The 25,929-nt window shown below is 38.5% G+C and carries 19 protein-coding genes; 7 read left to right on the top strand and 12 right to left on the bottom strand.

Annotated elements, in window-relative coordinates:
- Positions 1 to 223 precede the first annotated feature (223 nt).
- The 6 genes from ACKGJN_RS08275 to ACKGJN_RS08250 form a co-directional block, all read right to left on the bottom strand.
- Positions 224 to 1,174 (bottom strand): 1-phosphofructokinase family hexose kinase, encoded by a 951-nt coding sequence (locus tag ACKGJN_RS08275; protein ID WP_409539004.1) that lies wholly within the window; start codon positions 1,172 to 1,174, stop codon positions 224 to 226.
- Positions 1,175 to 1,249: 75 nt separating this feature from the next.
- The gene (locus ACKGJN_RS08270) at positions 1,250 to 4,093 is read right to left on the bottom strand and encodes a cation-translocating P-type ATPase (RefSeq protein ID WP_409539003.1); all 2,844 of its coding nucleotides are present in this window, start codon (positions 4,091 to 4,093) and stop codon (positions 1,250 to 1,252) included.
- Between the two features lie 51 nt (positions 4,094 to 4,144).
- Positions 4,145 to 6,547, bottom strand: coding sequence for a glycoside hydrolase family 65 protein (locus tag ACKGJN_RS08265; RefSeq protein ID WP_409539002.1), 2,403 nt, complete (start codon positions 6,545 to 6,547; stop codon positions 4,145 to 4,147).
- 27 nt (positions 6,548 to 6,574) lie between these two features.
- Positions 6,575 to 8,107, bottom strand: coding sequence for a trehalose-phosphatase (gene otsB, locus ACKGJN_RS08260; RefSeq protein WP_409539001.1), 1,533 nt, complete (start codon positions 8,105 to 8,107; stop codon positions 6,575 to 6,577).
- Between the two features lie 226 nt (positions 8,108 to 8,333).
- Positions 8,334 to 9,974, bottom strand: coding sequence for a M1 family metallopeptidase (locus ACKGJN_RS08255; RefSeq protein WP_409539000.1), 1,641 nt, complete (start codon positions 9,972 to 9,974; stop codon positions 8,334 to 8,336).
- Positions 9,975 to 9,992: 18 nt separating this feature from the next.
- Positions 9,993 to 11,621, bottom strand: a complete 1,629-nt coding sequence (locus ACKGJN_RS08250; protein ID WP_409538999.1) for an acyl-CoA carboxylase subunit beta — start codon at positions 11,619 to 11,621, stop codon at positions 9,993 to 9,995.
- A gap of 259 nt (positions 11,622 to 11,880) precedes the next feature.
- Between ACKGJN_RS08250 and ACKGJN_RS08245 the strand changes: the two genes are divergently transcribed.
- The 3 genes from ACKGJN_RS08245 (at position 11,881) to ettA (ending at position 14,354) form a co-directional block, all read left to right on the top strand.
- Positions 11,881 to 12,060, top strand: a complete 180-nt coding sequence (locus ACKGJN_RS08245) for a CAL67264 family membrane protein (protein ID WP_409538998.1) — start codon at positions 11,881 to 11,883, stop codon at positions 12,058 to 12,060.
- 2 nt (positions 12,061 to 12,062) lie between these two features.
- Positions 12,063 to 12,542: a DinB family protein gene (locus tag ACKGJN_RS08240; protein ID WP_409538997.1), complete on the top strand. Its 480-nt coding sequence runs from the start codon at positions 12,063 to 12,065 to the stop codon at positions 12,540 to 12,542.
- 120 nt (positions 12,543 to 12,662) lie between these two features.
- Positions 12,663 to 14,354 carry an energy-dependent translational throttle protein EttA gene (gene ettA / locus ACKGJN_RS08235; RefSeq protein WP_409538996.1) on the top strand — a complete coding sequence of 564 codons (1,692 nt, stop codon included), beginning with the start codon at positions 12,663 to 12,665 and terminating at the stop codon, positions 14,352 to 14,354.
- Positions 14,355 to 14,502: 148 nt separating this feature from the next.
- On the opposite strand, the gene ACKGJN_RS08230 is transcribed toward ettA, so the two are convergent.
- The 3 genes from ACKGJN_RS08230 to ACKGJN_RS08220 form a co-directional block, all read right to left on the bottom strand.
- Positions 14,503 to 15,741 carry a DEAD/DEAH box helicase gene (locus tag ACKGJN_RS08230; RefSeq protein WP_409538995.1) on the bottom strand — a complete coding sequence of 413 codons (1,239 nt, stop codon included), beginning with the start codon at positions 15,739 to 15,741 and terminating at the stop codon, positions 14,503 to 14,505.
- Positions 15,742 to 16,102: 361 nt separating this feature from the next.
- Positions 16,103 to 16,630, bottom strand: coding sequence for a phosphoglycerate mutase family protein (locus tag ACKGJN_RS08225; protein WP_409538994.1), 528 nt, complete (start codon positions 16,628 to 16,630; stop codon positions 16,103 to 16,105).
- A gap of 13 nt (positions 16,631 to 16,643) precedes the next feature.
- On the bottom strand, positions 16,644 to 17,753 hold the full coding sequence (locus tag ACKGJN_RS08220; RefSeq protein ID WP_409538993.1) for an esterase-like activity of phytase family protein: 1,110 nt from the start codon (positions 17,751 to 17,753) through the stop codon (positions 16,644 to 16,646).
- A gap of 119 nt (positions 17,754 to 17,872) precedes the next feature.
- On the opposite strand from ACKGJN_RS08220, the gene ACKGJN_RS08215 reads away from it, so the two are divergent.
- Positions 17,873 to 18,058, top strand: a complete 186-nt coding sequence (locus ACKGJN_RS08215) for a CsbD family protein (RefSeq protein ID WP_409538992.1) — start codon at positions 17,873 to 17,875, stop codon at positions 18,056 to 18,058.
- 160 nt (positions 18,059 to 18,218) lie between these two features.
- On the opposite strand, the gene clpB is transcribed toward ACKGJN_RS08215, so the two are convergent.
- Positions 18,219 to 20,825 (bottom strand): ATP-dependent chaperone ClpB, encoded by a 2,607-nt coding sequence (gene clpB / locus ACKGJN_RS08210; RefSeq protein WP_409538991.1) that lies wholly within the window; start codon positions 20,823 to 20,825, stop codon positions 18,219 to 18,221.
- A gap of 235 nt (positions 20,826 to 21,060) precedes the next feature.
- Between clpB and ytxJ the strand changes: the two genes are divergently transcribed.
- On the top strand, positions 21,061 to 21,459 hold the full coding sequence (gene ytxJ / locus ACKGJN_RS08205) for a bacillithiol system redox-active protein YtxJ (protein ID WP_409538990.1): 399 nt from the start codon (positions 21,061 to 21,063) through the stop codon (positions 21,457 to 21,459).
- Between the two features lie 186 nt (positions 21,460 to 21,645).
- On the opposite strand, the gene fahA is transcribed toward ytxJ, so the two are convergent.
- On the bottom strand, positions 21,646 to 22,935 hold the full coding sequence (fahA, locus tag ACKGJN_RS08200) for a fumarylacetoacetase (protein WP_409538989.1): 1,290 nt from the start codon (positions 22,933 to 22,935) through the stop codon (positions 21,646 to 21,648).
- A gap of 108 nt (positions 22,936 to 23,043) precedes the next feature.
- On the opposite strand from fahA, the gene glyA reads away from it, so the two are divergent.
- Positions 23,044 to 24,318, top strand: a complete 1,275-nt coding sequence (glyA, locus tag ACKGJN_RS08195; RefSeq protein ID WP_409538988.1) for a serine hydroxymethyltransferase — start codon at positions 23,044 to 23,046, stop codon at positions 24,316 to 24,318.
- Between the two features lie 144 nt (positions 24,319 to 24,462).
- The gene (locus tag ACKGJN_RS08190) at positions 24,463 to 24,921 is read left to right on the top strand and encodes a cold-shock protein (RefSeq protein ID WP_409538987.1); all 459 of its coding nucleotides are present in this window, start codon (positions 24,463 to 24,465) and stop codon (positions 24,919 to 24,921) included.
- Positions 24,922 to 25,010: 89 nt separating this feature from the next.
- Here ACKGJN_RS08190 and ACKGJN_RS08185 read toward each other — a convergent pair whose 3' ends face one another.
- The gene (locus ACKGJN_RS08185; RefSeq protein ID WP_409538986.1) at positions 25,011 to 25,799 is read right to left on the bottom strand and encodes an MBL fold metallo-hydrolase; all 789 of its coding nucleotides are present in this window, start codon (positions 25,797 to 25,799) and stop codon (positions 25,011 to 25,013) included.
- Between the last annotated feature and the right edge of the window lie 130 nt (positions 25,800 to 25,929).

The raw sequence follows: 25,929 nt of genomic DNA, 5'->3' as shown, positions 1-25,929 counted from the left end.
TTGAATGATTAAAATTTGCTTGTAATTTATTTTACAGCCTTGAAAAGGCCTCCTTTAATTTAAAGCTATTTTGATAAAATGGATATTCATAATATGTTAAATTTGAATGGTTTATATTATTAATAGTGATATAAATATTCCATTTTTGAAGATATCCAGAAAATTGAATTGAAGTATTTTGATTTCAGGAGAATTCATCATTATCCTGATTCCCTCCTCAAATTCATTTTCTCATGCTGGTTCTTTCTTTTTCACTAAGCCAATCAAATATTTTTTCTACGTCTTTTTTGCGACACAATTCTGTCCCGGGGGTTATTGTTGCGGCAGTACCTGCAGCTACTCCCCATTTTACGGCATCTCTTAATGAATCTCCACGGGAAAGGGACAAAATTAACCCTCCTACCATAGAATCCCCCGCGCCAACTGTACTGTCCTGTTTGACGGTAGGAGGCACAAAATATTCAATATGATCCTTAGTTACTACCATTGCCCCCCGTGCGCCCAGAGAAACTATTAGGATATCTGCTTTGCCTTCGTTTATTATTTTTTTTGCGATCTCCTCCTGTTGCAGCCCCGAGATTTCCTCTTTTCCTGCCAGTGTACTTAACTCTCCTAAATTGGGTTTCAAAATACAAACTCCCATTTCCGCAGCTTTCAACAAAGCCCTTCCAGAAGTATCTACCAAGCATTTAATATTTTTTCTTTTGGCAATTTTAGCAATTGTTCCGTAGAAATCATCTGGTGCATCCGGAGGTAAACTGCCGCTTGCAACCAGGTATTTAACATCATCGGGAAGATTCTTTATCGCATCCAGGCATTTCTGCATGCCTTCCTGACCTACCTCTGCTCCCGGCATCCCGAACCTGTATTGGTTTCCGGTTGAACTTTCAACAACCATCAAATTTTCCCGGGTATTTTTTTTAATATTGACGCGCTGCTGATTTACTCCTTCCTTTTTAAGCAGTTCTTCTATTTTATCGCCAACAGGACCACCTCCTGCATAAATAGCCAATGAGCTCCCTCCCAAAATATTTATTGCCCTGGAAACATTAATTCCGCCGCCACCGGGTTCATAATTTGGTTCTTCACATCGCAGTTTTTTTTCCGGTTGCAGTTTATCTATTGAAGTGCTTTTATCCAGTGCCGGATTCAGGGTTAGGGTTACAATTTTCATAAGAGTTTATTTATTATTAGAATATTTTATCTATTAAATTTTATTGGATCTTATTTTTGCTGGATCATTTTAGAATTAAAAGTTTTTTCTGAAAATTTTTATAAGCTGAATAATTATTAAAGGCAGTAAACTTGTAATAATTATAAGTCCCCAAATCCTTAATTCAAGTTCCTGAAATGAAAGAATTTCGGAAATTCCGGGAATAAAATAGGCTGCAATTAATATGGTGAAACAAAAAGCGAGTGCCATCCAAATATATTTATTACGGGTGACCTGATTATTAAAAATATTTTCATCGGTTTCCCTCATATTAAAAACATGAATTAACTGAGCAATTGCAAGGCTGAAAAAGGCAACATTGTTCGTTATTTCCTTAGGTTGATCCCATACAAAGTGGGCAAAGAAATATGCCCCTGAAATACAAATGGTCAAAATCACTCCGTAAAAGCCTATCTGGATCCAATTCTTTTTGGTTAGAATAGGTTCTTCAGGATCTTTTGGGGGTTTTTTCATAATTCCCGGATTTCCTTCCCCAATCCCTAAAGCCAGTGCAGGAAAAACATCCGACAATAAATTGAGGAAAAGCAGTTGCAATGGTAGCAGGGGCAGGGTGAACAGGGTAAAACTAATCAGTGCGATTATCAAAATTTCGCTTAGGTGATAGGATAACTGGTAAATTATAAATTTCCGGATATTCCCAAAAATAATCCGTCCCTGCTCTATGGCCTTTACAATAGAACCGAAGGCATCATCTTTTAATACCATATCTGATACCTCCTGAGCAACCTGGGTTCCCCGTTTTCCCATAGCTATTCCTATATTGGCCCTTTTAAGAGCAGGAGCATCATTAATCCCATCACCTGTCATTCCAACTATTTCTCCTTTATTTTGAAAATGTTTGATGAGTTCTAATTTCTGGGAAGGGTCAACCCTGGAAAATATTTTTGTATTTATTAATTTGGAATCGTCTTCTTTTTCGAATTCCTCCTGAAGGTTTTTTCCTGAAAGCACTCCATCCCCTTTCTTTTTATCCCTCTCATAGATTCCTACCTCCTTCCCAACATTTTTAGCCGTTCCGGGATGATCCCCGGTAACCATTATCACCTTTATCCCTGCATCTTTGCAGATATCGATTGCATTGGCAACTTCTTTTCGGGGAGGATCAATAAAGCCTATTAAACCGGCAAAATTCATCCCATGAATAAAATCTTCCGCTTCTTTTCCCTCCGGAAGGCTATCTATGTTCTTATATGAAAACGCCAATACCCGCAATCCTTCTTCAGATAATTCGTCATTTTTTTTATGCCAGTACTCTTTGTCATCATCAGATAGTTCCTTAAGTTCATTCCCCGCCAAAACCTGACTAGAACGATCAAGAATTGCATGTGCAGCACCTTTGCCGGCCACATAAAACCCTTCATTTTCCTTATAAACAGTGCCCATGATCATCGTTTCGGAGTCGAACGGATCATGTAATTTTCTTTTTAAACTGCGATTTTTCCGGTAAAGATCCTCATCAAACTTTTTAGTGAAGCTTAGTAAGGCGATCTCAAGCGGATCTCCATCTCCTTTTTCGTTTTCTTCGGCCACATCATCATCTGCATCTTTTTCAATTACTTCTTCTTTCTTCTCTTCCGCTTCAATCTTTCTACCTTCAGTTCCTTTTGCTTCCTTTACTCCTAATGAATCTCTTTTTTGTTCTTCCTCTTCCTCTTCAGGTTTCTCTTCTCCATCTAAACTTGCATCGTTTGCCAGTATTGATATTTTAAAGATCTGAAGGAAGTTTCCGTTTTTCTCCGGTTCCTGTTTTTCTTCAATATTGGGTTTAGCACCTTTCCAATTGGCATTCATTCTTACGTCTCCGGGAAAATACAAGGTATCTACCGTTAGCTGATTTTTTGTAAGGGTTCCGGTTTTGTCTGTGAAGATGACCGTGGTTTCCCCAAGGGTTTCTACCGCTTCCAGTTTTTTTACAATAACATTTTTTTTAGCCAGGCGAAGCATGCCTCTTGCCAGAGCTATACTGGCTACTATTGGCAAACCTTCGGGAATGGCTGCAATTGTCCAGGCAATAGAGGTTTGAATAAGTAAGTAGATCTCTTTTCCTAATATCCAGCCAAACACCAGGAAGGCAACGGCTAGTCCTATAGTTACTAAGATCAGGTTTTTGGTGAGCTTATTTAATTTTTGATTTAATGGGATCTCATCCTTTTTCTCTTCTCCAACCATAGCCGAAATGCTCCCTAATTCGGTTTGCATCCCTGTTGCGTATACCACAGCTTTTGCTGTACCGCCGCTTACAGCGGTTCCTTTATAAAGAATATTTATGCGGTCCGCTACAGGTTTTTCCTCTTTCAAAACCTCAGGAGATTTATTTACGGGTACAGATTCTCCTGTTAAGGGAGATTCATCAATTTGCAATTCTGTGGCTTCCAGTATTCTTCCATCTGCCGGAATAAGATCGCCGGATTCCACAATTAAAATATCTCCGGGTACTATCTTTTCTGCATCTATCCTTTCCTTCTTTCCATGGCGAATGACCCTGGCTTGTATTTTATCTAATTCTTTTAGGGATTTCATAGATTTCTGGGCTTTATACTCCATCCAAAAACCTATAATTGTATTTATCAACAGAACAACTACAATAGCGATTCCCTCGGCGATGTCATTAAAGGCAAAGGCTAATATAGCTGCAGCACTTAAAAGGTAAATTATTGGATTATTGATTTGGGAAAAAAGTATTTGCCAAATATTTTTTTGGGATTGCTCTTCAAGAATATTCGGGCCATATTTTTTTAACCTCTTATTGACCTCTTCATCTGAAAGCCCTTTTTCTTTATCAACAGAAAATGCTTTTAGGACCTCTTCTATAGACTTTAGAGAAGCATTTTCAATTATTTCCTCCGATCCGTTTTTCATTTCCCTTAATGGATTTTGTTGTAAAAAGATGAAAATTTTAACTTCGGTGGTTTATGATTGGGGCACGAGTGAAAATTCCCTTACTTCTCCAATTTTGAATTTATAAAGCTCATCAAGAACCCCAATATTTACTTCATTGCTCCAGCCTTCTTCAAAAGAAATCTTTATCTTTTCATGATCCACAGCGACAAAGATCCAGTGCTTTCTGTAATTTATACGCATGGAAATTTTTTTGATGCTTTCAGGTACTCTGGGGTTTATCCATAAAGCATCATCACATACAGCAAGACCTGCAAAATTTCGTTGAATAAGGTCTAATGATCCCGCCATGGCCCCCAAATGAATTCCCTCTGGGGTAGTCCCACCCTGAATGTCTTCAAAATCACTGATAATGAGTCTTTCAAAATTTTCCCAGGATTTTGCTTTGTCATATTTTGATTGGATCCAGGAAAAAACCAATCGGCTAAGTGTGGATCCATGGGAAGTGCGTTCACTGTAATATTCAATGTTTTTAGTGATCATACCTTCCTGAAATTCATATCCAAGATTTTCAAGAATATTCTTTAATTCACCCTGGGTAAACAGGTAAAAAAGCATAAGGACATCTGCCTGTTTACTGGCCTTATAATTATTTGGGCTATCCCCTTCTTTTTCAAGAATCCTGTCCAGGCGCTGTATATCCCCATATTTTTCCTGGTAATCCTTCCACGGAAACTCTTTTAGTATTTCATAACCCTCAAATTGATTGATAATCCCATCTGCAATAAAAGGAACGTACATTTTTTTACTGATTTCCTGCCACAAAGAAAATTCTGTATCATCGATGGCCAGAACCCGGAGCAATTCACGTTTTCGGCTTTTTTCAATAAGTTCCAGAATCTCTAAAGCTTTTTGAAGCACCCAGGCTGCCATTATATTCGTATAGGCATTGTTTTTAAGGCCTTGCTCTTTAGAATCGGGATAGGAGGTATGATATTCATCGGGCCCAACAACTCCGTGTATTTCATAACGATCCCGCTCCTTGTTATATTTAGCTTTACTTGCCCAAAATAGAGCAATGCTCAGGAAGATCTCGGCTCCAAAATAGGAAAGAAAAAGTTTGTCATCTGAGGCTACATAATAGTTCCAGATATTATAAGCAATAGCCGAATTCACGTGCCTTTGTAAATGGGTGTTATCTGGGATCCAATTTCCCGATTCGGGATTTAAATGCAATATCTGGCTTTCTTCCCGTCCGTTACTGCCACTTTGCCATGGGAACATGGCTCCTTTGTAACCTTCCTGTTTGGCGGCATGACGGGCTTCATCCAGCCTGTAATAACGATACATCAATAAACTTCTGGTAATTTCAGGAAACCTCAGGTTGAGAAATGGGTAAATATAAAGTTCATCCCAAAAAATGTGACCTCTGTAAGCTTCCCCATGCAAACCCCTGGCTGGCACGCCTACATCAAGATTCATAGTGTTTGGAGAGATGGTTTGCATGCTGTGAAAAATATGCAGACGTGCTAATTGCTGAATCTTTTTGTTGCCTATTATGCCTATATCAGATCGATGCCACAAAAATCTATAAGCTTCTTTTTGTCTTAAAAGCATTTCTTTGAATCTTCCTGCACGCTCAATATCATTGCAGGCTTCCAGGGATGGCTCTGTTATAGCTCTGTCTCGGTTTGTATAGATGGCGACGATCTTTTCGACTACGTATTTTTTTCCTTCTTTAGCTGAAAAATGGAAAACCTGCTCTATATATCCTTCTTTTTTTTGTGTGCTTATATCGCTTTTTACAATTTTTTGTCCGGAATAAATCTGGGTTCTTGCCGCCTGGGCCATTATAATGTTCGATTGTTTTGTCTGTACCTGTAAAAGCATGCTATTTTCATTAATCACCTCGGTGTTTAAAGGATGCAAATGCTGCCCGTCCAGTTCCCTGTACCTGGCAACATTATCATTTATAACGGTGCCGTCCAGAGCTGTGCGTATTTCTATATTTCCGCTCCAGTTTTGCGGAGTGAAATGCCATTGGATGGCAGCCAGGTGCAAATCTTTCATACTTACAAGGCGGCGGCTGTAAATGGAAGTTATTCGACCTTCAGGATCTTTTATCTTGAAAATTCGTTCCAGAGTACCTTTTTTCATATCCAGGACCTGCTTGTAATCAAGGATTTCTACTTCCTCAAGGTTTAGCCATTCTCCTCCTTCAGGCCTAAAACTAAGGCAGAGCCAGTTGGGAAAATTCACAAGATCCTCATTTTCAATAATCCTTCCTGAAATTTTGGTTTTAGCACGATTGTAACCACCTGCTAAGTAGGTTCCGGGATAATTGAAGTGATTATTGGAATTCTCTTCTGCAGCTCCCCGGGTGCCAATATAGCCATTACCTAAAGTGCAAAGAGCTTCCCGAAGTTTTTGTTCTCCTGGTTTCCATTCGTTATAGGTTATACTAAAAGGTGCCATAATTGCTTGTTTTTCTTTTTCTTCCGTTTATTTTAACCGATCCTTTATATGTTGAAGAAATTTGGTCACCTCATTTGTATTGCGAAGTGCTAAAGTTGCAGAAGTTTTTTCGCCGTGGGTTCCTACCAGGATCCCGACCCCTTCTTCAATAAGCGCCTCAAAGCCATCTTCATCGGTAATATCATCACCTATATATATCCGAAGATATTTTTCCTTGTCCCAAGCCAGTTTTTCTGTAAGCCAATCCAGCGCATATCCTTTGTTCCAGTTTATATTCGGCTTAAGTTCCAGGATTTTCTTACCGCTGCCTGTCTTTAATATATCCTGGCGATCTGCTTCTTTTTGAACGGCATCTTTTATTTCCTGAACATACTTTTGTTCCACATTTCTGTAATGAACAGCAATCGCGAATTTTTTTCTTTCGATATATGCGCCAAGTATATCTTTTAGCTGCTCTTTTAAGCGTTTTTCAGCTTCATCGAGGGCAGGAGTAACTTCTTTTTCCGATTCGTGCACCATTTCCAAACCATCAGGTCCTGTAATATCAAATCCATGACTTCCGGCATAAATAACAGTATCTATTTCAATTTTAGATTTTAGATCCCTGAGATCACGACCGCTGATGATGGCTACCGGAGTAATATTTGAAAGATCGGCAATTATTTCCCTGTTATCATCCGGTAATTCTGCAGCATCAGGATCTGAAATAATTGGGGTCAATGTTCCATCATAGTCAAGGAAAATTGTGATCTTCCTGTTCCCTTTTATTTCGAACAATTCTTCAATTTCTTTTAGGGCATTGGGAAGCGTCTCTGGAGTTTTTTTATTCATGTATGAAAGTTCTGTAAGTTTTCTCACTACGATATCTGCACCGGCTTCCTTTAAAGACTTTTCTTCACCATTTCTTGCCACACCAACCACACAGGCAAATCTTCCTTTTTTTCCTGCTTGTACTCCCTGGACAGCATCTTCTATTATGATAGTTTCTTCATTCTTTACATTAAGATATTCAGCTGCTTTTATAAACATATCCGGTTCCGGCTTCCCTCTTAAATTTTCTTCCTTTAAAGTATTTCCATCCACCCTTACCTTAAACCTATCTTCAAGGCCCGATTTTCCCATGATGTATTTACAGTTTTTACTGGAAGAGATTACTGCAAGTTTTATATTTTCATTTTCCCATTTTTTAATCATTTCCACGGTATCTTCATAAACCTGTACACCATCTTTTTCTATAACATCCCTAAAGATCTTATTTTTTCTTTTTCCCAACCCGTGAACCGTATTCTTCTCGTGGTCATCATTGGGGTTTCCTTCCGGGATGTCGATATCGCGGGATTTTAGAAAACCGCGAATTCCATCTAATCGTGGGATGCCATCTATGTATTTTTTATAGTCAGTTTTGATTTCTAAGGGCTGGAAATCGCCTCCTTCTCTTTCTTCCAAAAATTCATCAAACATTTTTTTCCAGGCTTTGGCATGAACCCTTGCAGTTTTAGTAATTACTCCATCCATGTCCAGGATCACAGCTTTAAAATTCAGATTTTTAAGTTTCGACATATAATGATTTAAATGTTATTGGATAAATACGCTATCCATTTGTTTACTACTTTCTATGAATTATTAAATTAAGTTACTAATAATTTCCTGAACATTCGGGTGATATTAATGGATTAGAATAAATTTAACGGGATCTGGAACAGGAATTTTCTGTGGGATAAAAGGGAGTATTCTGGGGAAAAAACAAAAAAAACCTGCAGGTGGTGAGCTTTATTGAATTTTTTACTTATTGCATAAAAGAGGAAGCTATATAAAATTTCAGGTTGTTTACCTTGATATCATTTTTATCCTTCACCATTTCAGAAAATGGCATCCATTCATCTGTGGGGTATAATCTAATTTCTTTCCCTTTAACAAATACATCTACCGGCATATTAAAATCTTCAACCGTTTTCTGCCAACGATAATATACCTGGGTTCCAATTTTTTTAAACTGAAGTACGGGTATTTTGGAATGCCTTAAATACTGATCAAAAACAGGCTTTAAATCGACCTCGGTTGCTTTATCAAAAAAGTTTTCGGTGGTTTTAGTGTCAATGATCTGGTGTTTATATGTTTCTGTATAATCTTTAAGAGTTTTCCACCAAAGTTCGTCATCATTATAAATACTTCTGATAGTGTTGAGCAAACTGGCACCTTTGTAATACATATCTCCAGAACCTTCAGAATTAACCCCGTAGTCTCCAATGATAGGAGTACTATTTCCAATTCCATTGCGTGTTCCTTTTAAATATTCCAGGGCATCCTCTTTTCCCCAGCGGCATTCAACATAAACAGCTTCAGAATATGCAGTGAATCCTTCGTGGATCCACATATCTGCTATATCTTTTGCAGTTATGCTGTTTCCGAACCATTCGTGCCCCGACTCATGAATTATTATAAAATCAAATCTTAAACCTATGCCTGTTCCCGAAAGATCCCTTCCCAGATAGCCCTTTTCATATTCATTTCCATAAGCCACAACGCTTTGATGTTCCATCCCTAAATAAGGAGTTTCCACTAACTTAAACCCATCTTCCACAAAAGGATATTCCCCGAATTTTTCGTAAAAACATTCCATCATTGGCTTCACTTCTTCAAACTGCATTTTAGCTTTTTCAAGATTGTAGGGAAGTACATAATAATCCAGATCGAGATCCTGATAGGAATCCTTAAAATGAACATAATTTCCAATGTTTAAAACCACATTGTAATTATTTATGGGGTTTGTGACTTTCCAGCTCCAGCGTGTAAAACCATCCCCCAGGTCTTTTTTACCCATAAATCTTCCATTGGAAACATTCATAAGGCCATTGGGAACTTCAGCTTCTATTAACACTTCTTCCGGTTCATCGCTTTGATGATCTTTGTTTGGATACCAAAGACTGGCTCCCGTTCCTTGTACCGCAACGGCAATCCAATGATTTCCATCATCATCTTTTTCAAATACGAACCCGCCATCCCAGGGAGCATTTTCTGCGATAATTGGATTTCCGGAATAGAAGAATTTTACAGAATCTAAAACACCCGATTTTAAAGGCTCTTCAAATTCCACAAAAACAGCATTATGTTTTCGCTCATATTTTAGAGGGTTATTCTGATGTATGATGGAATCTACCTTCATATTTTCAAAAAGATCGATTTGCATCAGCGGTAGTTCCTGTTCTGTTAGAAATGTGATGTTATTAAAACCAGAAATATATTTTTCTTCAGGATCTACCCGTACCTGTAGGTGATATTTTAATACATCATAAGCCCTTTCTGCTCTAAGGGATCCCCTAAGAGAATCGGCTTCGGTATATTTTTGTTGTTTATCGCTTAAAACCTGTGAACAGGAAGTATTAAGTCCGAATAGCACCAGAAGTATTGGAAAAAGAAATTTATTCATAAATATGGAAACTAAATTTTATGTTTGAATTACCCCCAAATTAAAATCTTTGGTAATAGGGGAGTGGTTGGCTGCTTCTATCCCTGTGGCGATCCATTTTCTTGTATCCAGCGGGTTGATAATTGCATCCGTCCAGATCCGGGCAGCGGCGTAATAAGGTGAAGTTTGGGAATCGTATTTTGCTTTGAGCTTTTCAAAAACTTCCTTTTCTTTTTCGGCATCTACAGGTTCACCCTTTTTGGCCATGGAAGCGGTTTCAATTTGCGCTAAAACCTTGGCAGCCTGAGTTCCACCCATTACAGCCAGTTCAGCACTTGGCCAGGCAACAATAAGTCTTGGATCATAGGCTTTTCCGCACATAGCGTAATTTCCGGCGCCATAGGAATTTCCAATGATAACGGTGAATTTTGGTACTACCGAATTGCTAACTGCGCTTACCATTTTTGCTCCATCCTTAATTATTCCGCCATGCTCGCTTTTGCTCCCAACCATGAACCCTGTAACATCTTGTAAAAAAACCAGTGGAATTTTTTTCTGATTGCAATTTGCTATGAACCGGGTTGCTTTATCGGCAGAATCTGAATAGATTACTCCACCAAACTGCATTTCACCTTTTTTGGTTTTCACAATCTTTCGCTGATTGGCAACAATTCCAACTGCCCAGCCATCTATTCGTGCATATCCGGTGATAATGGTTTGTCCGTAACCTTCTTTATATTCTTCAAATTTGGACTCGTCCACCAATCGGCTTATAATCTCCCGCATATCATATTGATCACTGCGTTTTTTTGGCAGGATCCCAAAAATATCTTCCTGATTTTCTTTTGGTTTAAGTGCTTCTTTTCGATTAAATCCGGCCTTATCGTAGTCCCCAATCTTGTCCATTATATTCTTAATGGTTTCCAGGGCATCTTTGTCGTCTTTTGCTTTATAATCCGTAACTCCGCTAATTTCAGAATGTGTGGATGCACCTCCCAGGGTTTCGTTGTCAATAGACTCTCCAATGGCGGCTTTTACAAGATAGCTTCCTGCAAGAAAGATACTTCCTGTTTTTTCAACAATAATGGCTTCATCACTCATAATAGGAAGATAAGCACCCCCGGCGACACAGCTTCCCATCACGGCAGAGATCTGGGTAATTCCCATACTGCTCATTACGGCATTGTTTCTGAAGATTCTTCCGAAGTGTTCCTTGTCCGGGAAAATTTCGTCCTGCATAGGTAAATATACCCCGGCACTGTCTACAAGATAAATTATAGGAAGCCTGTTTTCCATGGCGATTTCCTGTGCTCTAAGGTTCTTTTTTGCGGTGATAGGGAACCAGGCGCCTGCTTTTACCGTGGCATCATTGGCAACAACGATGCATTGCTTTCCAGAGACATGACCTATTTTTACCACGACACCACCGCTTGGGCAACCTCCATGTTCTTTATACATTTCATCTCCCGCAAAAGCCGCTATTTCTATTGCGGCATCGGCATCATCCAAAAGATAATTGATGCGCTCCCGTGCAGTCATTTTGCCTTTCCCGTGGTGTTTTTCGATTCGTTTTTCTCCGCCGCCAAGATGCACCTTAGAAAGTTTTTGCCTGAGGGAAGAAGCTAAAAGTTTATTATGATCTTCATTTTTATTGAAGTTGATATTCATGCCTGTTTTTTTATGGATTGTTCAGATTTCAGTATCTTTAAGAGTATTTTTTTCCAGAATATCTATTTAAGATGGAACCGGGCTTATTGTAACGAGGCTAAAATACAAAAACGAGGCAATTTTTATGGTGAATTAAATCATTTAAATATCGGATATTTGTTGAGATAATGCCCAAGGGATTGCAACAGCACCTTTTGGATTGATACAAAAAGGAATAACGCGAAAGCCTTTTAAAGGCGATAAAATAAAAACTGGATTTATGGGAATGAATAAAAATACCATTTTTGCCTGGGCATCTTTTTTTATGTTGCTTATTGGGATCGCTTTAGTCTTATTGGGAGTGCTTAAATATCAGGATTATGCCATTGGATTTTCCACGGTAGGAATAGGTTTTTTTGTAATGTCCTGGGCTTTCAATGCACTTAAAGGAAGGGTTTAAAAATGGCGGATTTTTTTGAAATAAGGAAGCAAATTTCAAAACATTTAGAAGGTGGTGCAGCGTTTATGCCTGTGGAAGAAATGCTGAAAAATATCAAATTTGATAAATTAGGTGAACGACCCGGGAAGCTTCCATATTCATTTTACGAACTTTTTTATCATATAAAATTTGCACAGAAGGATATCCTTGATTATTGTACAGCTGAAAAATATGAATCTCATCACTGGCCGGATGAATATTGGCCAAAGGAAAAAGCTCCGGCATCTCAAGTCGATTGGAAACAGCTGAAAGCCGATTATTTCGCGGAACGTCATCAACTTTCTGATTTTCTTTTAAATCCAGAAAACGACCTTCTTACTCCTGTGCGCAAGGGCACCAATCATTCCCTACTTCGCGAAATTCTGCTGGTTATTGAGCATACCGCATATCACAATGGGCAACTTTTAATTCTGTTAAGACAGTTGGGCTTATATTCTTCCTAAAAAACTTCAGGACCAAACCTAACTTGAATTTAAAATTCTGATATTTGTGCAGAAATACAAAAAGATCTAAAAAGCCGTCACTGGCTTTAAAGTAGGATATTAATTATAAAACAAAATAGAATGGCAGACGACAATAAGGTTATTTTTTCCATGTCCGGACTCACAAAATCCTATCCCGGCGCGAATGTTCCGGTGCTTAAAAATATTTATCTAAGTTTCTTCTACGGTGCAAAAATCGGGATCCTTGGTCTTAACGGTTCCGGAAAATCCACATTGTTGCGGATTATTGCAGGGGAAGAAAAAAATTACCAGGGAGATGTGGTGTTTTCTCCGGGCTATACCGTGGGATACCTGGAACAGGAACCAAAACTGGATGATGAGAAAACCGTACTTGAAGTAGTAAAAGAAGGAGCAGCAGAAACTGTTGCCATTCTCGATGAGTACAATAAGATCAACGATATGTTTGGTCTTCCCGAAGTTTATGAAGATGCAGAGAAAATGGAAAAACTGATGGATAAACAGGCTTTGCTGCAGGATCAAATTGATGCCTCAAATGCTTGGGAACTGGATACCAAGCTTGAAATCGCGATGGATGCTTTGCGTACTCCGGAGCCCGACAAGAAAATAGGAGTTTTATCTGGAGGGGAACGCCGCCGGGTAGCTTTATGTAGATTGCTTCTGCAGGAACCCGATGTATTATTGCTGGATGAGCCTACCAACCACCTGGATGCAGAATCTGTACACTGGCTGGAACATCACTTGGCTGCTTATAAAGGAACGGTAATCGCGGTAACTCACGACAGGTACTTCCTGGATAATGTGGCAGGCTGGATCCTGGAACTCGATAGAGGAGAAGGCATTCCGTGGAAAGGAAATTATTCCTCCTGGCTGGACCAGAAATCCAAACGCCTTGCACAGGAGCAAAAGACAGCCAGCAAGCGTCAGAAAACTCTGGAACGTGAATTGGAATGGGCCAGAATGTCTCCAAAAGGAAGACAAACCAAGCAAAAAGCCCGTTTGAATAATTATGATAAACTGCTTAGTCAGGATCAAAAGCAAATGGATGAAAAGCTGGAAATCTATATTCCAAATGGTCCACGTTTGGGAACAAATGTGATTGAAGCCAAAGGGGTAAGCAAAGCTTTTGATGATAAATTGCTTTATGAGGATCTTAACTTCAATCTTCCGCAAGCTGGGATTGTTGGAGTTATTGGACCCAATGGAGCCGGTAAAACCACGATCTTCAAAATGATTATGGGGGAAATTCAGCCCGATAAAGGGAGTTTTGAAGTAGGGGAAACCGTAAAGATCGCTTATGTAGATCAGGCGCATTCCAATATCGATTCTGAAAAATCCATCTGGCAAAATTTTAGTGATGGGCAGGAATTAATTATGATGGGTGGCCGTCAGGTAAATTCCAGGGCTTATTTAAGCAGGTTTAACTTTGGAGGAAGCGAACAAAACAAAAAGGTGAGTATGCTTTCTGGTGGGGAACGTAACCGTTTGCACCTTGCAATGACCCTAAAAGAAGAAGGGAACGTTCTGTTGCTGGATGAGCCTACCAACGATCTTGATGTTAATACCCTAAGGGCGCTGGAGGAAGGTCTAGAAAATTTTGCAGGATGTGCAGTGGTGATTTCTCACGACAGGTGGTTCCTGGACAGGGTATGTACGCACATCCTTGCTTTTGAAGGAAATTCACAGGTATATTTCTTTGAAGGAAGTTTCTCTGATTATGAAGAGAATAAGAAAAAACGCCTTGGAGGTGATTTGATGCCTAAACGTATTAAGTATAAGAAATTGGTTCGTTAAGTAAAACTGAATTATTTAAACAAAAAACTCCGGAATTTCCGGAGTTGTTTGTTTTTGATCCCTCATTGAGGGTTTAATTTTCCCGAGGCCTGCCCGAATCATTCAGGAGGGCTTGCCTCAAATAAATAAATTGACTGATAGAATTTCTTTAGTACCACCTCTTTTTATTGGCCTTGGACCCGCTTCCTTTTCTTCCTGGCTTATGTTTGCTCCCCTTCTTTTTATGAACCTGAGGTTTGGCATCCTTATCCATCGGATACGGATTTTCATCAACAACCGGGATTTTGGTACCGATCAATGTTTCAATAAATTGGATGTATTTTTTCTCATCGGCACTGCAAAAAGAGATGGAAGTTCCCACATTTCCAGCGCGACCAGTCCTTCCAATTCGATGCACATAAGTTTCCGGCATACTCGGGATATCGAAATTTATCACGTAATCCAGTAAATCTATATCCAGTCCGCGGGCTGCAAGATCGGTTGCAACGAGGATATTTATCTCCTTGTTTTTAAACGAATTCAGCGCCGATGAGCGGTCGCTTTGGCTCATATCGCCGTGCAGGGCATTGGCTCTAAATCCATTTTTAGTAAGGGACTCCAAAGCTTTTTCTACTCCGTATTTCGTTCTTCTGAAAATTAAAACTGATTTTTCTTTTATTACATTCCGCATCACAAATAACATCAGCTCGGTTTTATCCGGTTTTGGGACCAGGTATAAAAGCTGTTTCACCTCTGGTGCTGCCGATGAATTTGGGGTGAGTTCAATCTTTTCAGGATCCTTCAGTAAATTTTTTGCCAGATCCTGAACCTTAGCAGGGATAGTTGCAGAAAACATCAATCGTTGCTCCAGATTTGGTGATAGACGAATGATCTTTTGAACTTCATCTATAAATCCCATGTCCAACATAAGATCGGCTTCATCAAGCACCAACACCTTAATTTCATCCAGGTTGATATAACCTTGTTTTCTAAGATCCAGCAATCGTCCCGGAGTAGCCACCAAAATGTGCAATCCTTTCTTTAAAAGATTGATTTGGGGTTGCATAGATGCACCGCCAAAAACCACTCCCGATTTTACATTGGTAAATTTTGCGTACGCCAGTATATTTTCCTCAATTTGAACAGCAAGTTCCCTTGTAGGACTTATTATTAGGACTGACAAAGTTTTTGCATCTGTGGATTCTCCAACCTTTTTATGCAAAAGATTCAAAAGAGGGATAGCAAAAGCGCCGGTTTTTCCGGTTCCTGTCTGGGCACCGGCTATAACATCATTCCTTCTAAGAATCTCAGGGATCACTTTTTCCTGAATTGGAGTAGGAGTGAGATGGCCTATTTCGGCTATTCCCTGTAAAATCGCTTTGGATAATGGTAAGTCTTCAAATAACATAAGCTGTAATTAGCCTGTAAAGATACCGTAAATGAAATTGTGATAAAAAAATTAATTTTTGGATCGAGCAGCCCTTCTTGCTTTGTTAATCTGAACGAGCTTTCGGGCGAGGAAGAATCTTTTGATGGTGTGATGAAGTGATGAAGTAATGCTGTGATGGTGTGATGCTGTGACGGAGTGATGCTGTGATGAAGTGATGTTGTGATGTTTGGAATAATCTGATCCTAGGATGATCTGTTTGAAATGTTTTATGTTTATTGCCTTTCAAACATGATGCGTCCAATGAGAGCGCAGGATTCTTCACTTCGCTACAGAATGACATGTCAAGGTCGTTTATTTGATGAAGAATCCCTGCCGAAGCTTAATCAATATTCAGCACCTGTGAAGATTTTGTGCCATCCGGAGAAACATTTACTATAAAAAGACTTCCATAATCTTCTTCGGAAAGCTCTTCATATTTTTCTAACCCCAGTATATAATTCACGAATTTTGGATTGGAATTACTGTGTCCAACAACCAATACGGTTTTACCTTTTGTATTTTTCTGAAAATCCCCGTCATTCAACTTTTTTGAACTGTACAGCTGAAATTCCTTTTTTTGAGATTCGGCTATGATTTGAGCGGTTGATTTTGTGCGTTTATAATCTGAACTGTAGATAAGATCAAAAGAGATTTCCTTAAAAACTTTTGCCCAGTTTTCTCCGCGCATGATTCCCTGTTCGGTTAAAAGAGGATCTTTATCTGTTGGGTTTGTGGTATCCTTTTCGGTATGTCGAATGAAATAATACTGTGTCATTTTTTCGGAGTTGATTTCTGCTGAAGATTCGGATTTATTGGAGTTACAGGCGATGGCCATTAAAACTGATATCAATAGAACCAATTTTTTCATAATTTCTGAATATTTAAAAAACATTAAAGTTAATCGCTACTTCCATCAATATTATTTGACTGATTTGTTTTCCAAGACTGCTAAAATTATCATCGGATATCAAAAGTAAAGTCTTGTTTCCATTGGGAAGATCCGGCCCAAAAGTCATTCCTTCAAGATTGTCGATGGTATTTTCTTTTAATTGCTTTTTTACAGATTTAAAATCGAAAACCAGTTTTTTCGTTGCTGCGGTATAATCCTTTTTTCTTAAATTCTCGAAGTTCAGGGTATTGCTGGCATTTCTGGCATCAACGTCAAAGATCCTAACAGTATTGCCATTAGTCCCATGTCCGGCAGAGAAAGCCCTTTCCAACACCAGTAACCGGTTTGGTGCATACTCCAAAATTTCAGTCAATCCATTTACGGCAAAATACAACCAGGGAATTTTCGTGATATTTTCCAGTTGCATCACGAATTGCCGGGTAGGTGTTCCGTTTTCTTGATTAAAATGGGTAATTCGTACAGGGGATTTAGTTGGAAATAATTTTGGTTTAGAGCCGTCTTTTTCCAGGGGGAGTTCCATTCCAACCCAATAACCGGATTCATCAAAACTTTCAGCCAAACCTTCAAAAACACCATTATTTCTAGGTTTTTGATCTCCGGAAGCTAAAAAATAATCGGGTAGGGAATAATTTGATATAAATTCCCCATTTGGGGTTATATGAAAAATTGAGGGATCTTTTCCCTTGTTTATGGAGCCTTCACTGCTTAGGACGAGTTCGTTTTTTTTAACGTTATAACGGATGGCTTCAAGATCTAAAGTGTTATTCTTAAAAAATCCGGAAGTTCTGTCCAGCTCAATCACTTCGGAGATTATTACGGTATCGATTTTTTTCTGATTTATTTTAATATCCGCCTTATAAAATCTTGGATTTCCAGGATGGTCACAAACCAAATAATAGGTTCCATCATTATATTCTATTCCAGAAAGGCCACCTACTTTGGTTCCATCAATTTCTAAGTTTTCCGGAATGATAAAATCATCCAAAAAAGTGAGTTCAATATTCCCGGAATCAATATTTTTTGTTGTACCACAGGAGGCGGCAACTACTACAAATAATAATAAAAGGATGGTTTTTTTCATAAATTTTGATAAATCTGTAAAAATAACAATTCCTTAAGATAAAAATAGGGATTTATTGAGAGAATACTTAGACCTCAAATATTACATTTAAAAATATTAATGAACTAAAAATAAAAATTATGAATAATGATCAGTTAGAAGGAAAATGGAAACAAATCAAAGGTGAATTTAAACAGAAATATGGAAAATTGACCGATGATGATGTTACTTATTCTGAAGGAAAATTCGATGAAATGATGGGGCGTTTACAGGAAAAGACAGGAAAGTCGAAAGAAGAATTGCAACGTGAAATCGACAAATGGTAATTGATTTATCATGAATTTAAGCGGCTGCTCAATTATTTGAGCAGCCGCTTTTTTTAATCTCATTGGGGGTTTAATTCTCCGGGACTTGCCTCGAATTTTTAAAAGTATTTTCTCATACCTGGTGGGGTTGCCCGAGGTTTTTGATTAGCTATATTTTTACTTATTCCTTCGTTGCCAGAGATTCCTGATTTCTAAAAACCAGGTTATTATCAAATTCATCCAGCAGAATAATGCTTTCTGTATGCACTTTTCCTGAAAGGATTTCCTTGGAAAGCTTATTCAGGACTTCACGTTGTATGACCCTTTTTACCGGTCTGGCACCAAATTGCGGATCAAATCCACGTTTAGCTAAAAAGTTAATAGCTTCTTCAGTTGCATCCAGGGTAATTCCCTGTTTTAAAAGCATTTTTTTAACACCTTTTAATTGGAGACCCACAATTTGGTGGATATGTTTAGTCGAAAGTGGAGTGAACATCACAATATCATCTATTCTATTGATAAATTCCGGTCGAACACTTTGTTTAAGCAGGGCGAGCACTTCGGTTTTAGCCGCTTCTATAGCTGTTTCCGCATCCAGGACTGCTTCAAATTTCTCCTGAATTATTTGCGAGCCCATATTGGAAGTCATAATGATAATGGTATTCTTAAAATCGGCAAGTCGTCCTTTGTTATCGGTAAGCCTTCCTTCATCCAGCACCTGTAAAAGGATATTGAATGTGTCCGGATGGGCTTTTTCGATCTCGTCCAGCAAAATCACAGAATAAGGCTTTCTTCGCACGGCTTCTGTTAATTGCCCGCCTTCTTCGTAACCAATATATCCCGGAGGTGCTCCCACAAGCCTGCTCACCGAATGACGTTCCTGATATTCGCTCATATCGATCCTGGTCATGGCAGCTTCATCATCAAAAAGATATTCGGCCAGGGCTTTGGCCAGTTCAGTTTTCCCAACTCCCGTAGTTCCCAGGAACAAGAAAGTCCCTATTGGTTTCTTCTGATCCTGAAGTCCGGCACGACTTCTTCTTACCGCATCGCTCACCGCTTCAATAGCTTCTTCCTGTCCTACCACTCTTTTATGGAGCTCATCTTCCAGTTTCAATAATTTTTCACGTTCACTCTGGATCATTTTGGTAACCGGAACCCCGGTCCATTTGGCAACCACTTCTGCGATATCCTCATAGGTAACTTCTTCCTTGATAAGGGTATGGCTGTCTTTATTCTCATCCAATTGCTTTTGTAAACTTTCAAGTTGCTCCTGAGCTTCTTTTATTTTTCCGTAACGTATTTCCGCCACTTTTCCGTAATCACCTTCGCGCTCGGCTTTTTCTGCTTCCAGCTTAAAATGTTCGATATCAGATTTTGCAGTTTGGATATTATCTACTACTTCCTTTTCATTTTTCCAACGTGCATTTAATTCATTGCGTTCCTCTTTTAAATTAGCAAGGTCTGCGCTTAGCGATTTTAATTTAACCTCGTCTTTTTCCCTTTTTATAGCCTCGATCTCTATTTCCAGCTGGGTAACTTTTCTGTCCAAAACATCCAATTCTTCTGGTTTTGAATTTATTTCCATTCGCAGTTTCGATGCAGCCTCGTCCATAAGATCTATGGCTTTATCGGGCAGAAAACGGTTCGTAATGTACCGCTGTGATAGTTCTACAGCTCCAATAATTGCCTCATCTTTGATCCTTACTTTGTGGTGAGTTTCATATTTTTCCTTGATCCCGCGTAAAATTGAGATAGCACTTTCTGTATCGGGTTCATCTACAATTATCTTTTGGAAACGCCTTTCCAATGCCTTATCCTTCTCAAAATATTTTTGATATTCATCCAAAGTCGTTGCTCCTATTGCCCGCAATTCTCCACGTGCCAGTGCAGGTTTTAAAATATTGGCGGCATCCATTGCACCTTGTCCGCCTCCGGCACCAACAAGGGTGTGAATTTCATCAATAAAAAGCACAATATCGCCTTCGCTTTCGGTTACTTCCTTGATAACAGCTTTTAATCTTTCCTCAAATTCACCTTTATATTTTGCACCTGCTATTAGAGCTCCCATATCCAGGGAATAAATTTGTTTATCCTTTAGGTTTTCAGGGATATCACCGGCGATAATACGATGGGCCAGGCCTTCTGCAATAGCTGTTTTACCCACACCGGGTTCTCCAACCAGCATTGGGTTGTTTTTGGTTCTTCGTGAAAGAATCTGCAAAACCCTTCTAATCTCTTCGCCTCTTCCAATTACAGGATCCAGCTTTCCCTCTTCCGCCATTTTGTTGAGATTTTTGGCGTATTTGTTCAGGGAGTTATAGGTCTCTTCAGCACTTTGTGAGGTTACACGATCTCCTTTTCGCAATTCCTCAATAGCTGCCAGCAAACCTTTTTCTGTAGCACCCTGATCTTTTAATATCTGCGCGATCTTGCTGGAGGATTTAAATATCGCAAGAATCAAATGTTCTATAGATACGAATTCATCCTTCATTTTTTTGGCAATGCTGCTCGCTTCATTCAAGGTTTTTGAAGCTTCCCGGGATAACATAAGCTCTCCGCCGCTTACCTTGGGAAAACTTGTAAGCGTATTATCCAGAATTTGATTGAACAAATTCACATTGATATTTAATTTCTTCAATAAAAAAGGAGCTACATTCTCATCTACCGTTGTGATGGCTTTAAAAATATGCTCGTTTTCTATTTGTTGATGGCCAAATTCCTGAGCAAGTTGTTGCGCTTGCTGGATTGCCTCCTGGGATTTTATTGTAAAATTATTGAAATTCATGATGTTGAAGTTTGTTTTAATTTCATTTCATTTAGCAAAGCATGTACCAGCGAAAATAACCTGCAATTTTGGCGTGTTAATATAGGAAAAACACAGACAAAATGGCTGGATTTAATTTGTTCTATTAAAGTTAGGGCTTTATTAGCAGTCTAAATATTCTCTTAGGTAAATTTTAATAATTTGCTGTGAAAGGAATTCTTTTTGAAACCGTAATTTGCGCCGAAAATAAAATGATATGGGATTATTTGATAAAATATTTAAAAGTGAACCTAATAAAACAGCGGAAAAATCGAATCCTTTTCCCTGGAATAACCTTTCAAGTTTTGAGACTTTAGAAAAAATTGTTGAGGATTCATATTCGCAGCCTGTTGCGATCCTGAAACACTCTACAAGTTGCGGGATAAGCAGGATGGTGTTACGTCAATTTGAAAAAGAGTTTGATGCTGAAGCAGGGAAAGTAAAATTGTATTTTCTGGACCTTATTAGCAACAGGGAAGTTTCCAACAGGATCGCCTCCAAATTCAATGTGCCTCATGAAAGTCCTCAAATCATTCTTATAAAGGGCGGAAAGTCGGTTTATGATGCCTCACACAGTGCGATACAGGCAGAAAGTTTAATCAAGGCGATAGATTAAGGTTATTCCTGAAATTTATTCTTTAAACGATTTTAATATTCAGAAAAATTAAAACCACCAGAATAATTAATTCTGATGGCTTTCAAATTTAAACCTAACGAGGTCTAGAAGACCTGTTGGGTTTTTTTTCAATTAAAGCCACCAAAATATTTAATTCTGCCGGCTTTTTTTATAGTTTAAAATAGCTTATTTCTTTTTAGGCTGGTAAACAGGAAGCAATTTTGTTCTAATTTCTCCAAAACCTATTCTTCGGTCTTTTTTCTTGCAATAACCGCGCATAATAACCGTGTCGTTATCTTCTATAAATTTACGTTCACTGCCGTCATTTAATTTGACAGGTTTCGATCCTTTCCAGGAAAGTTCCAGCATGGATCCATAAGAATCGGGAGTAGGCCCGGAAATTGTTCCCGATCCCATCATATCTCCTGAAAGAACATTACACCCATTCACGGTATGATGCGCCAGTTGCTGACTCATATTCCAATACATATATTTGAAATTGGAATTGGCCAATACAGTTTCTTCTGAATTTTCAGGCTGTAAAGCTACCTGTAGGTTAATATCAAAACTTTTTTTCCCTTTAGACTGAAGGTACGGTAGCAGTTTCTTTTCAGGTTTCGGACTTTCGGTTCTAAAGGGTTCCAGGGCATCCAGCGTTACGATCCACGGCGAAACCGAGGAAGCGAAGTTTTTTGCTAAAAACGGGCCCAAGGGTACGTATTCCCATTTTTGGATATCCCGTGCGCTCCAGTCATTGAAAAGTACCAGCCCAAAGATATAATCTTCTGCCTCTTCAATAGGAATAGGTTCTCCCAGTGGATTTGCATCGGTAGTGATAAAGGCCATTTCCAATTCAAAATCTACCAATTTTGAAGGAGCTAGGATAGGTTCATCTGCCCCGGCGGGTAAAATTTGTCCCTGAGGCCTGTGAACAGGTATCCCACTTGGGATTATAGAAGAACTTCTACCGTGATATCCTACAGGAATATGCAGCCAGTTTGGTAAAAGCGCATTTTCAGGATCCCGGAACATCGTTCCCACATTGGTTGCATGTTCCTTGCTGGAGTAAAAATCGGTGTAATCCCCAACTTGTATAGGCAATTGCATTTCAATTTCATCCAGAGTAAATAATACGGTATTTCTATCTTCCTGATTATCTTTTAATTTTGAATTTTTTGAATCAAAAATATCGGCGATTCGGTTTCTTACCAAACGCCAGGTTTTTTTTCCGTCGGAAATAAAATCGTTCAGGGTATCCTGAAGAAAAATATCATCGGTTAAAGGAATACCTTCAAAATAACCCAATTGATGTAAAGCTCCAAGATCTATGGCATAATCGCCAATTCTTGTGCCGATAGTAATAATATCGTCCCTTGTTAAAAACACCCCGAAAGGTATGTTCTGTATAGGGAAATCTGTTTCTTCGGGAATATCCAGCCAGGTTTTTCTTTTAGGATCATTTGCTGTAATAGGCATATATATTTTGTTTTATTCTTAAATCTACTTGCTTCAAATATATTATTTTCCATGCATTAACCGATTGTAATTATTACTTTTGATGAATATTTAACGTAAAATTTTTTTATGCAACGAGATACACAAATTTTCGATTTGATAAACCAGGAAAAAAACCGACAAATAAACGGTTTGGAATTAATAGCAAGTGAGAATTTTGTAAGTGACCAGGTGCTGGAAGCGGCAGGATCTGTTTTAACAAATAAGTATGCTGAAGGCTACCCGGGGAAAAGATATTATGGCGGCTGTGAAGTGGTAGACAAGGTTGAAACCCTTGCCATTGAACGTTTAAAGGAGCTTTTTAATGCAGAATACGCCAACGTGCAACCACATTCCGGATCTCAGGCAAATACTGCTGTTTTTCATGCCTGTTTAAATCCCGGTGATAAATTTCTAGGATTTGATCTGTCGCATGGTGGACATTTGACTCATGGTTCTCCGGTGAATTTTTCAGGAAGATTGTATGAGCCTGTATTTTACGGAGTAGATGAAAAAACCGGTTTAATAGACATGGATGCCGTTGCCGAGATTGCAGAACGGGAAAAACCTAAAATGATCATCGCCGGTGCTTCTGCGTACTCAAGAGAAATCGATTATAAAAGATTCCGTGAAATCGCCGATAGTATAGGAGCTATTCTCTTTGCAGATATTGCACACCCTGCGGGACTTATCGCAAAAGGTTTGTTGGGAGATCCTTTACCGCATTGTCACGTGGTAACTTCTACAACTCACAAAACCCTTCGAGGTCCAAGAGGTGGAATAATAATGATGGGCACAGATTTTGATAATCCTTTTGGGTTGAAACTTAAGAATGGCAATCCTAAAAAAATGTCTTCGCTTTTAGATAGCGCTGTTTTTCCGGGAAATCAGGGTGGACCATTGGAACACATAATCGCCGCAAAAGCAATTGCTTTTGGAGAAGCTTTAACCGATGATTTTCTACATTATACAGTGCGGGTAAAGAAAAACGCAAAAGCCCTGGCAAAAGCATTTATGGACAAAGATTACCACGTGATCTCCGGCGGAACGGATAACCATATGATGTTAATAGATCTTCGGAATAAAAACATCACTGGGAAACAAGCCGAAGAAGCCCTTGGAAAATCTGAAATTACCGTAAATAAGAATATGGTTCCGTTTGATGATAAATCTCCTTTTGTGACTTCAGGGATACGTATTGGGACTCCAGCTGTTACTACACGAGGCTTAAAAGAAGAGGATATGGCCAAAATAGTTGATCTAATAGATAGCGTGATCACAAATTTTGAAGATGAAGCCAAGCTGGAAGAAGTGAAAAATGAGGTGGAAAATATGATGAAAGGGAAACCCCTTTTTGCCAGTTAATCCCAAAAATATTTTTCAAATTAAAATTCAAATAATAAAAATAAATTAAAAAAAATGCTTAAATTATGACGCAATTTTAACTGGTAAAAAAAGAACTAAAGACCAGGTTATAATTGAGCACAAGTTAAAAATTAAAATCAAATTATGGGTAGATCACAAGAAACGTCTAATAAAAAAGAAAAAGAAAAAAAGAAGTTAAAGAAAAAGAAGGATAAGCTTTTGAAGAAGGAAGAGCGCAAAGCAAATTCTGAAAAGGGGCAAAGCCTTGAAGATATGTATGCCTATGTAGATGAAGACGGAAATCTTACATCAACTCCTCCGGATCCAACAAAGAAGAAAACAGTAATAAATACTGAAGATATTGCAATTAGTACTTCCAAGAAAGAAGATGTTGAACCGGAAGATCCAATGAGAAAAGGAACTATTACTTTTTTCAATGATTCTAAAGGTTATGGTTTTATTAAAGATCACGATAGTCAGGAAAGTATCTTTGTTCATATAAACAGTCTTGAAGATTCAGTTTCTGAAAATGATAAAGTTACTTTTGAAACCGAAAGAGGTCAGAAGGGATTAAATGCAGTGAAAGTAAAACTGATGAAGTAATTTATATTTTGCTTGAAATAAAAAAAACGCCTTTTTTGGGCGTTTTTTTTATGTGTAAATTTCTTAAGATTTAAATTCCCGATAATTGCTTAGTTCATTTCGGGATACCAATCTAAAAGCACCACTTCAATATTTGGATTTTTTTGATTCACCAGTTCCTTGAATTTTTCAACATCGGATAAACCATCACCACCGCGATAATGAAAGGGATAAACCTGTTTTGGCTGAAATGCCAGTACGGCTTCTGCAGCCTGATCTAAGGTCATGGTATAAGGAAGGTTCATCGCAACAAGTGCCATATCGATATTCTTTAAACTGCGCATTTCAGGAATATCTTCTGTATCTCCTGAAATATAAAGTCGTTTTCCGTCTTTTTCTAGGATGTAGCCATTTCCACGACCTTTTGGATGGAAGGCATCAGCCGCCTCCGGTAAATTATACATTGGAATTGCTGTTATGCTGAATTCCATAAATTGTTGGTTTTCATCATTGTTAATTACAGAAATCTTGTCTCCAAGTTCTTTTGGAAGTTGGTCTTTAACAGACTGAGGTGCTAAAATTTTGATGTCACCCAGTTCCAGGGCAGCCAATGTTTTTGCGTCCATATGATCTCCATGAATATCGGTGATCAATACAAAATCCGGATTTGATTTTCCTTCGAATGCTTTGGCACCACCCGTGGGGTCCAAATAAATAACCGCATCTCCCCAATTAATGATCGCGGTACCATGTGTAATTGGATCAATAGGAATGTCTACAGTAACAGCTTCAGTTTCCATGGTTTCCTGGGTGGCAACAATTTCCTGATTTTCTCCCTTCTCGTTCTTACAACCAGTAAAAATGAGTACCAAGCTTAAAATACTCAATAAGTTTTTCATTTTTTTTTGATAAAGTTACAAGTCAAAATACGGAGGGAACAATAGATTAAGAATTTTTTAAGAAATTATACTTAATTTAATGATTCAAGGGAGTGGTTTACAATTCATTCTATTTAATAAAATTAGACCA

The sequence above is a fragment of the Gillisia xinjiangensis genome (genome assembly GCF_046298265.1).
GTDB lineage: Bacteria > Bacteroidota > Bacteroidia > Flavobacteriales > Flavobacteriaceae > Gillisia > Gillisia xinjiangensis.
Note: the sequence above shows the minus strand (reverse complement) of the source record. Positions and strands in the feature narration are given on the sequence as shown.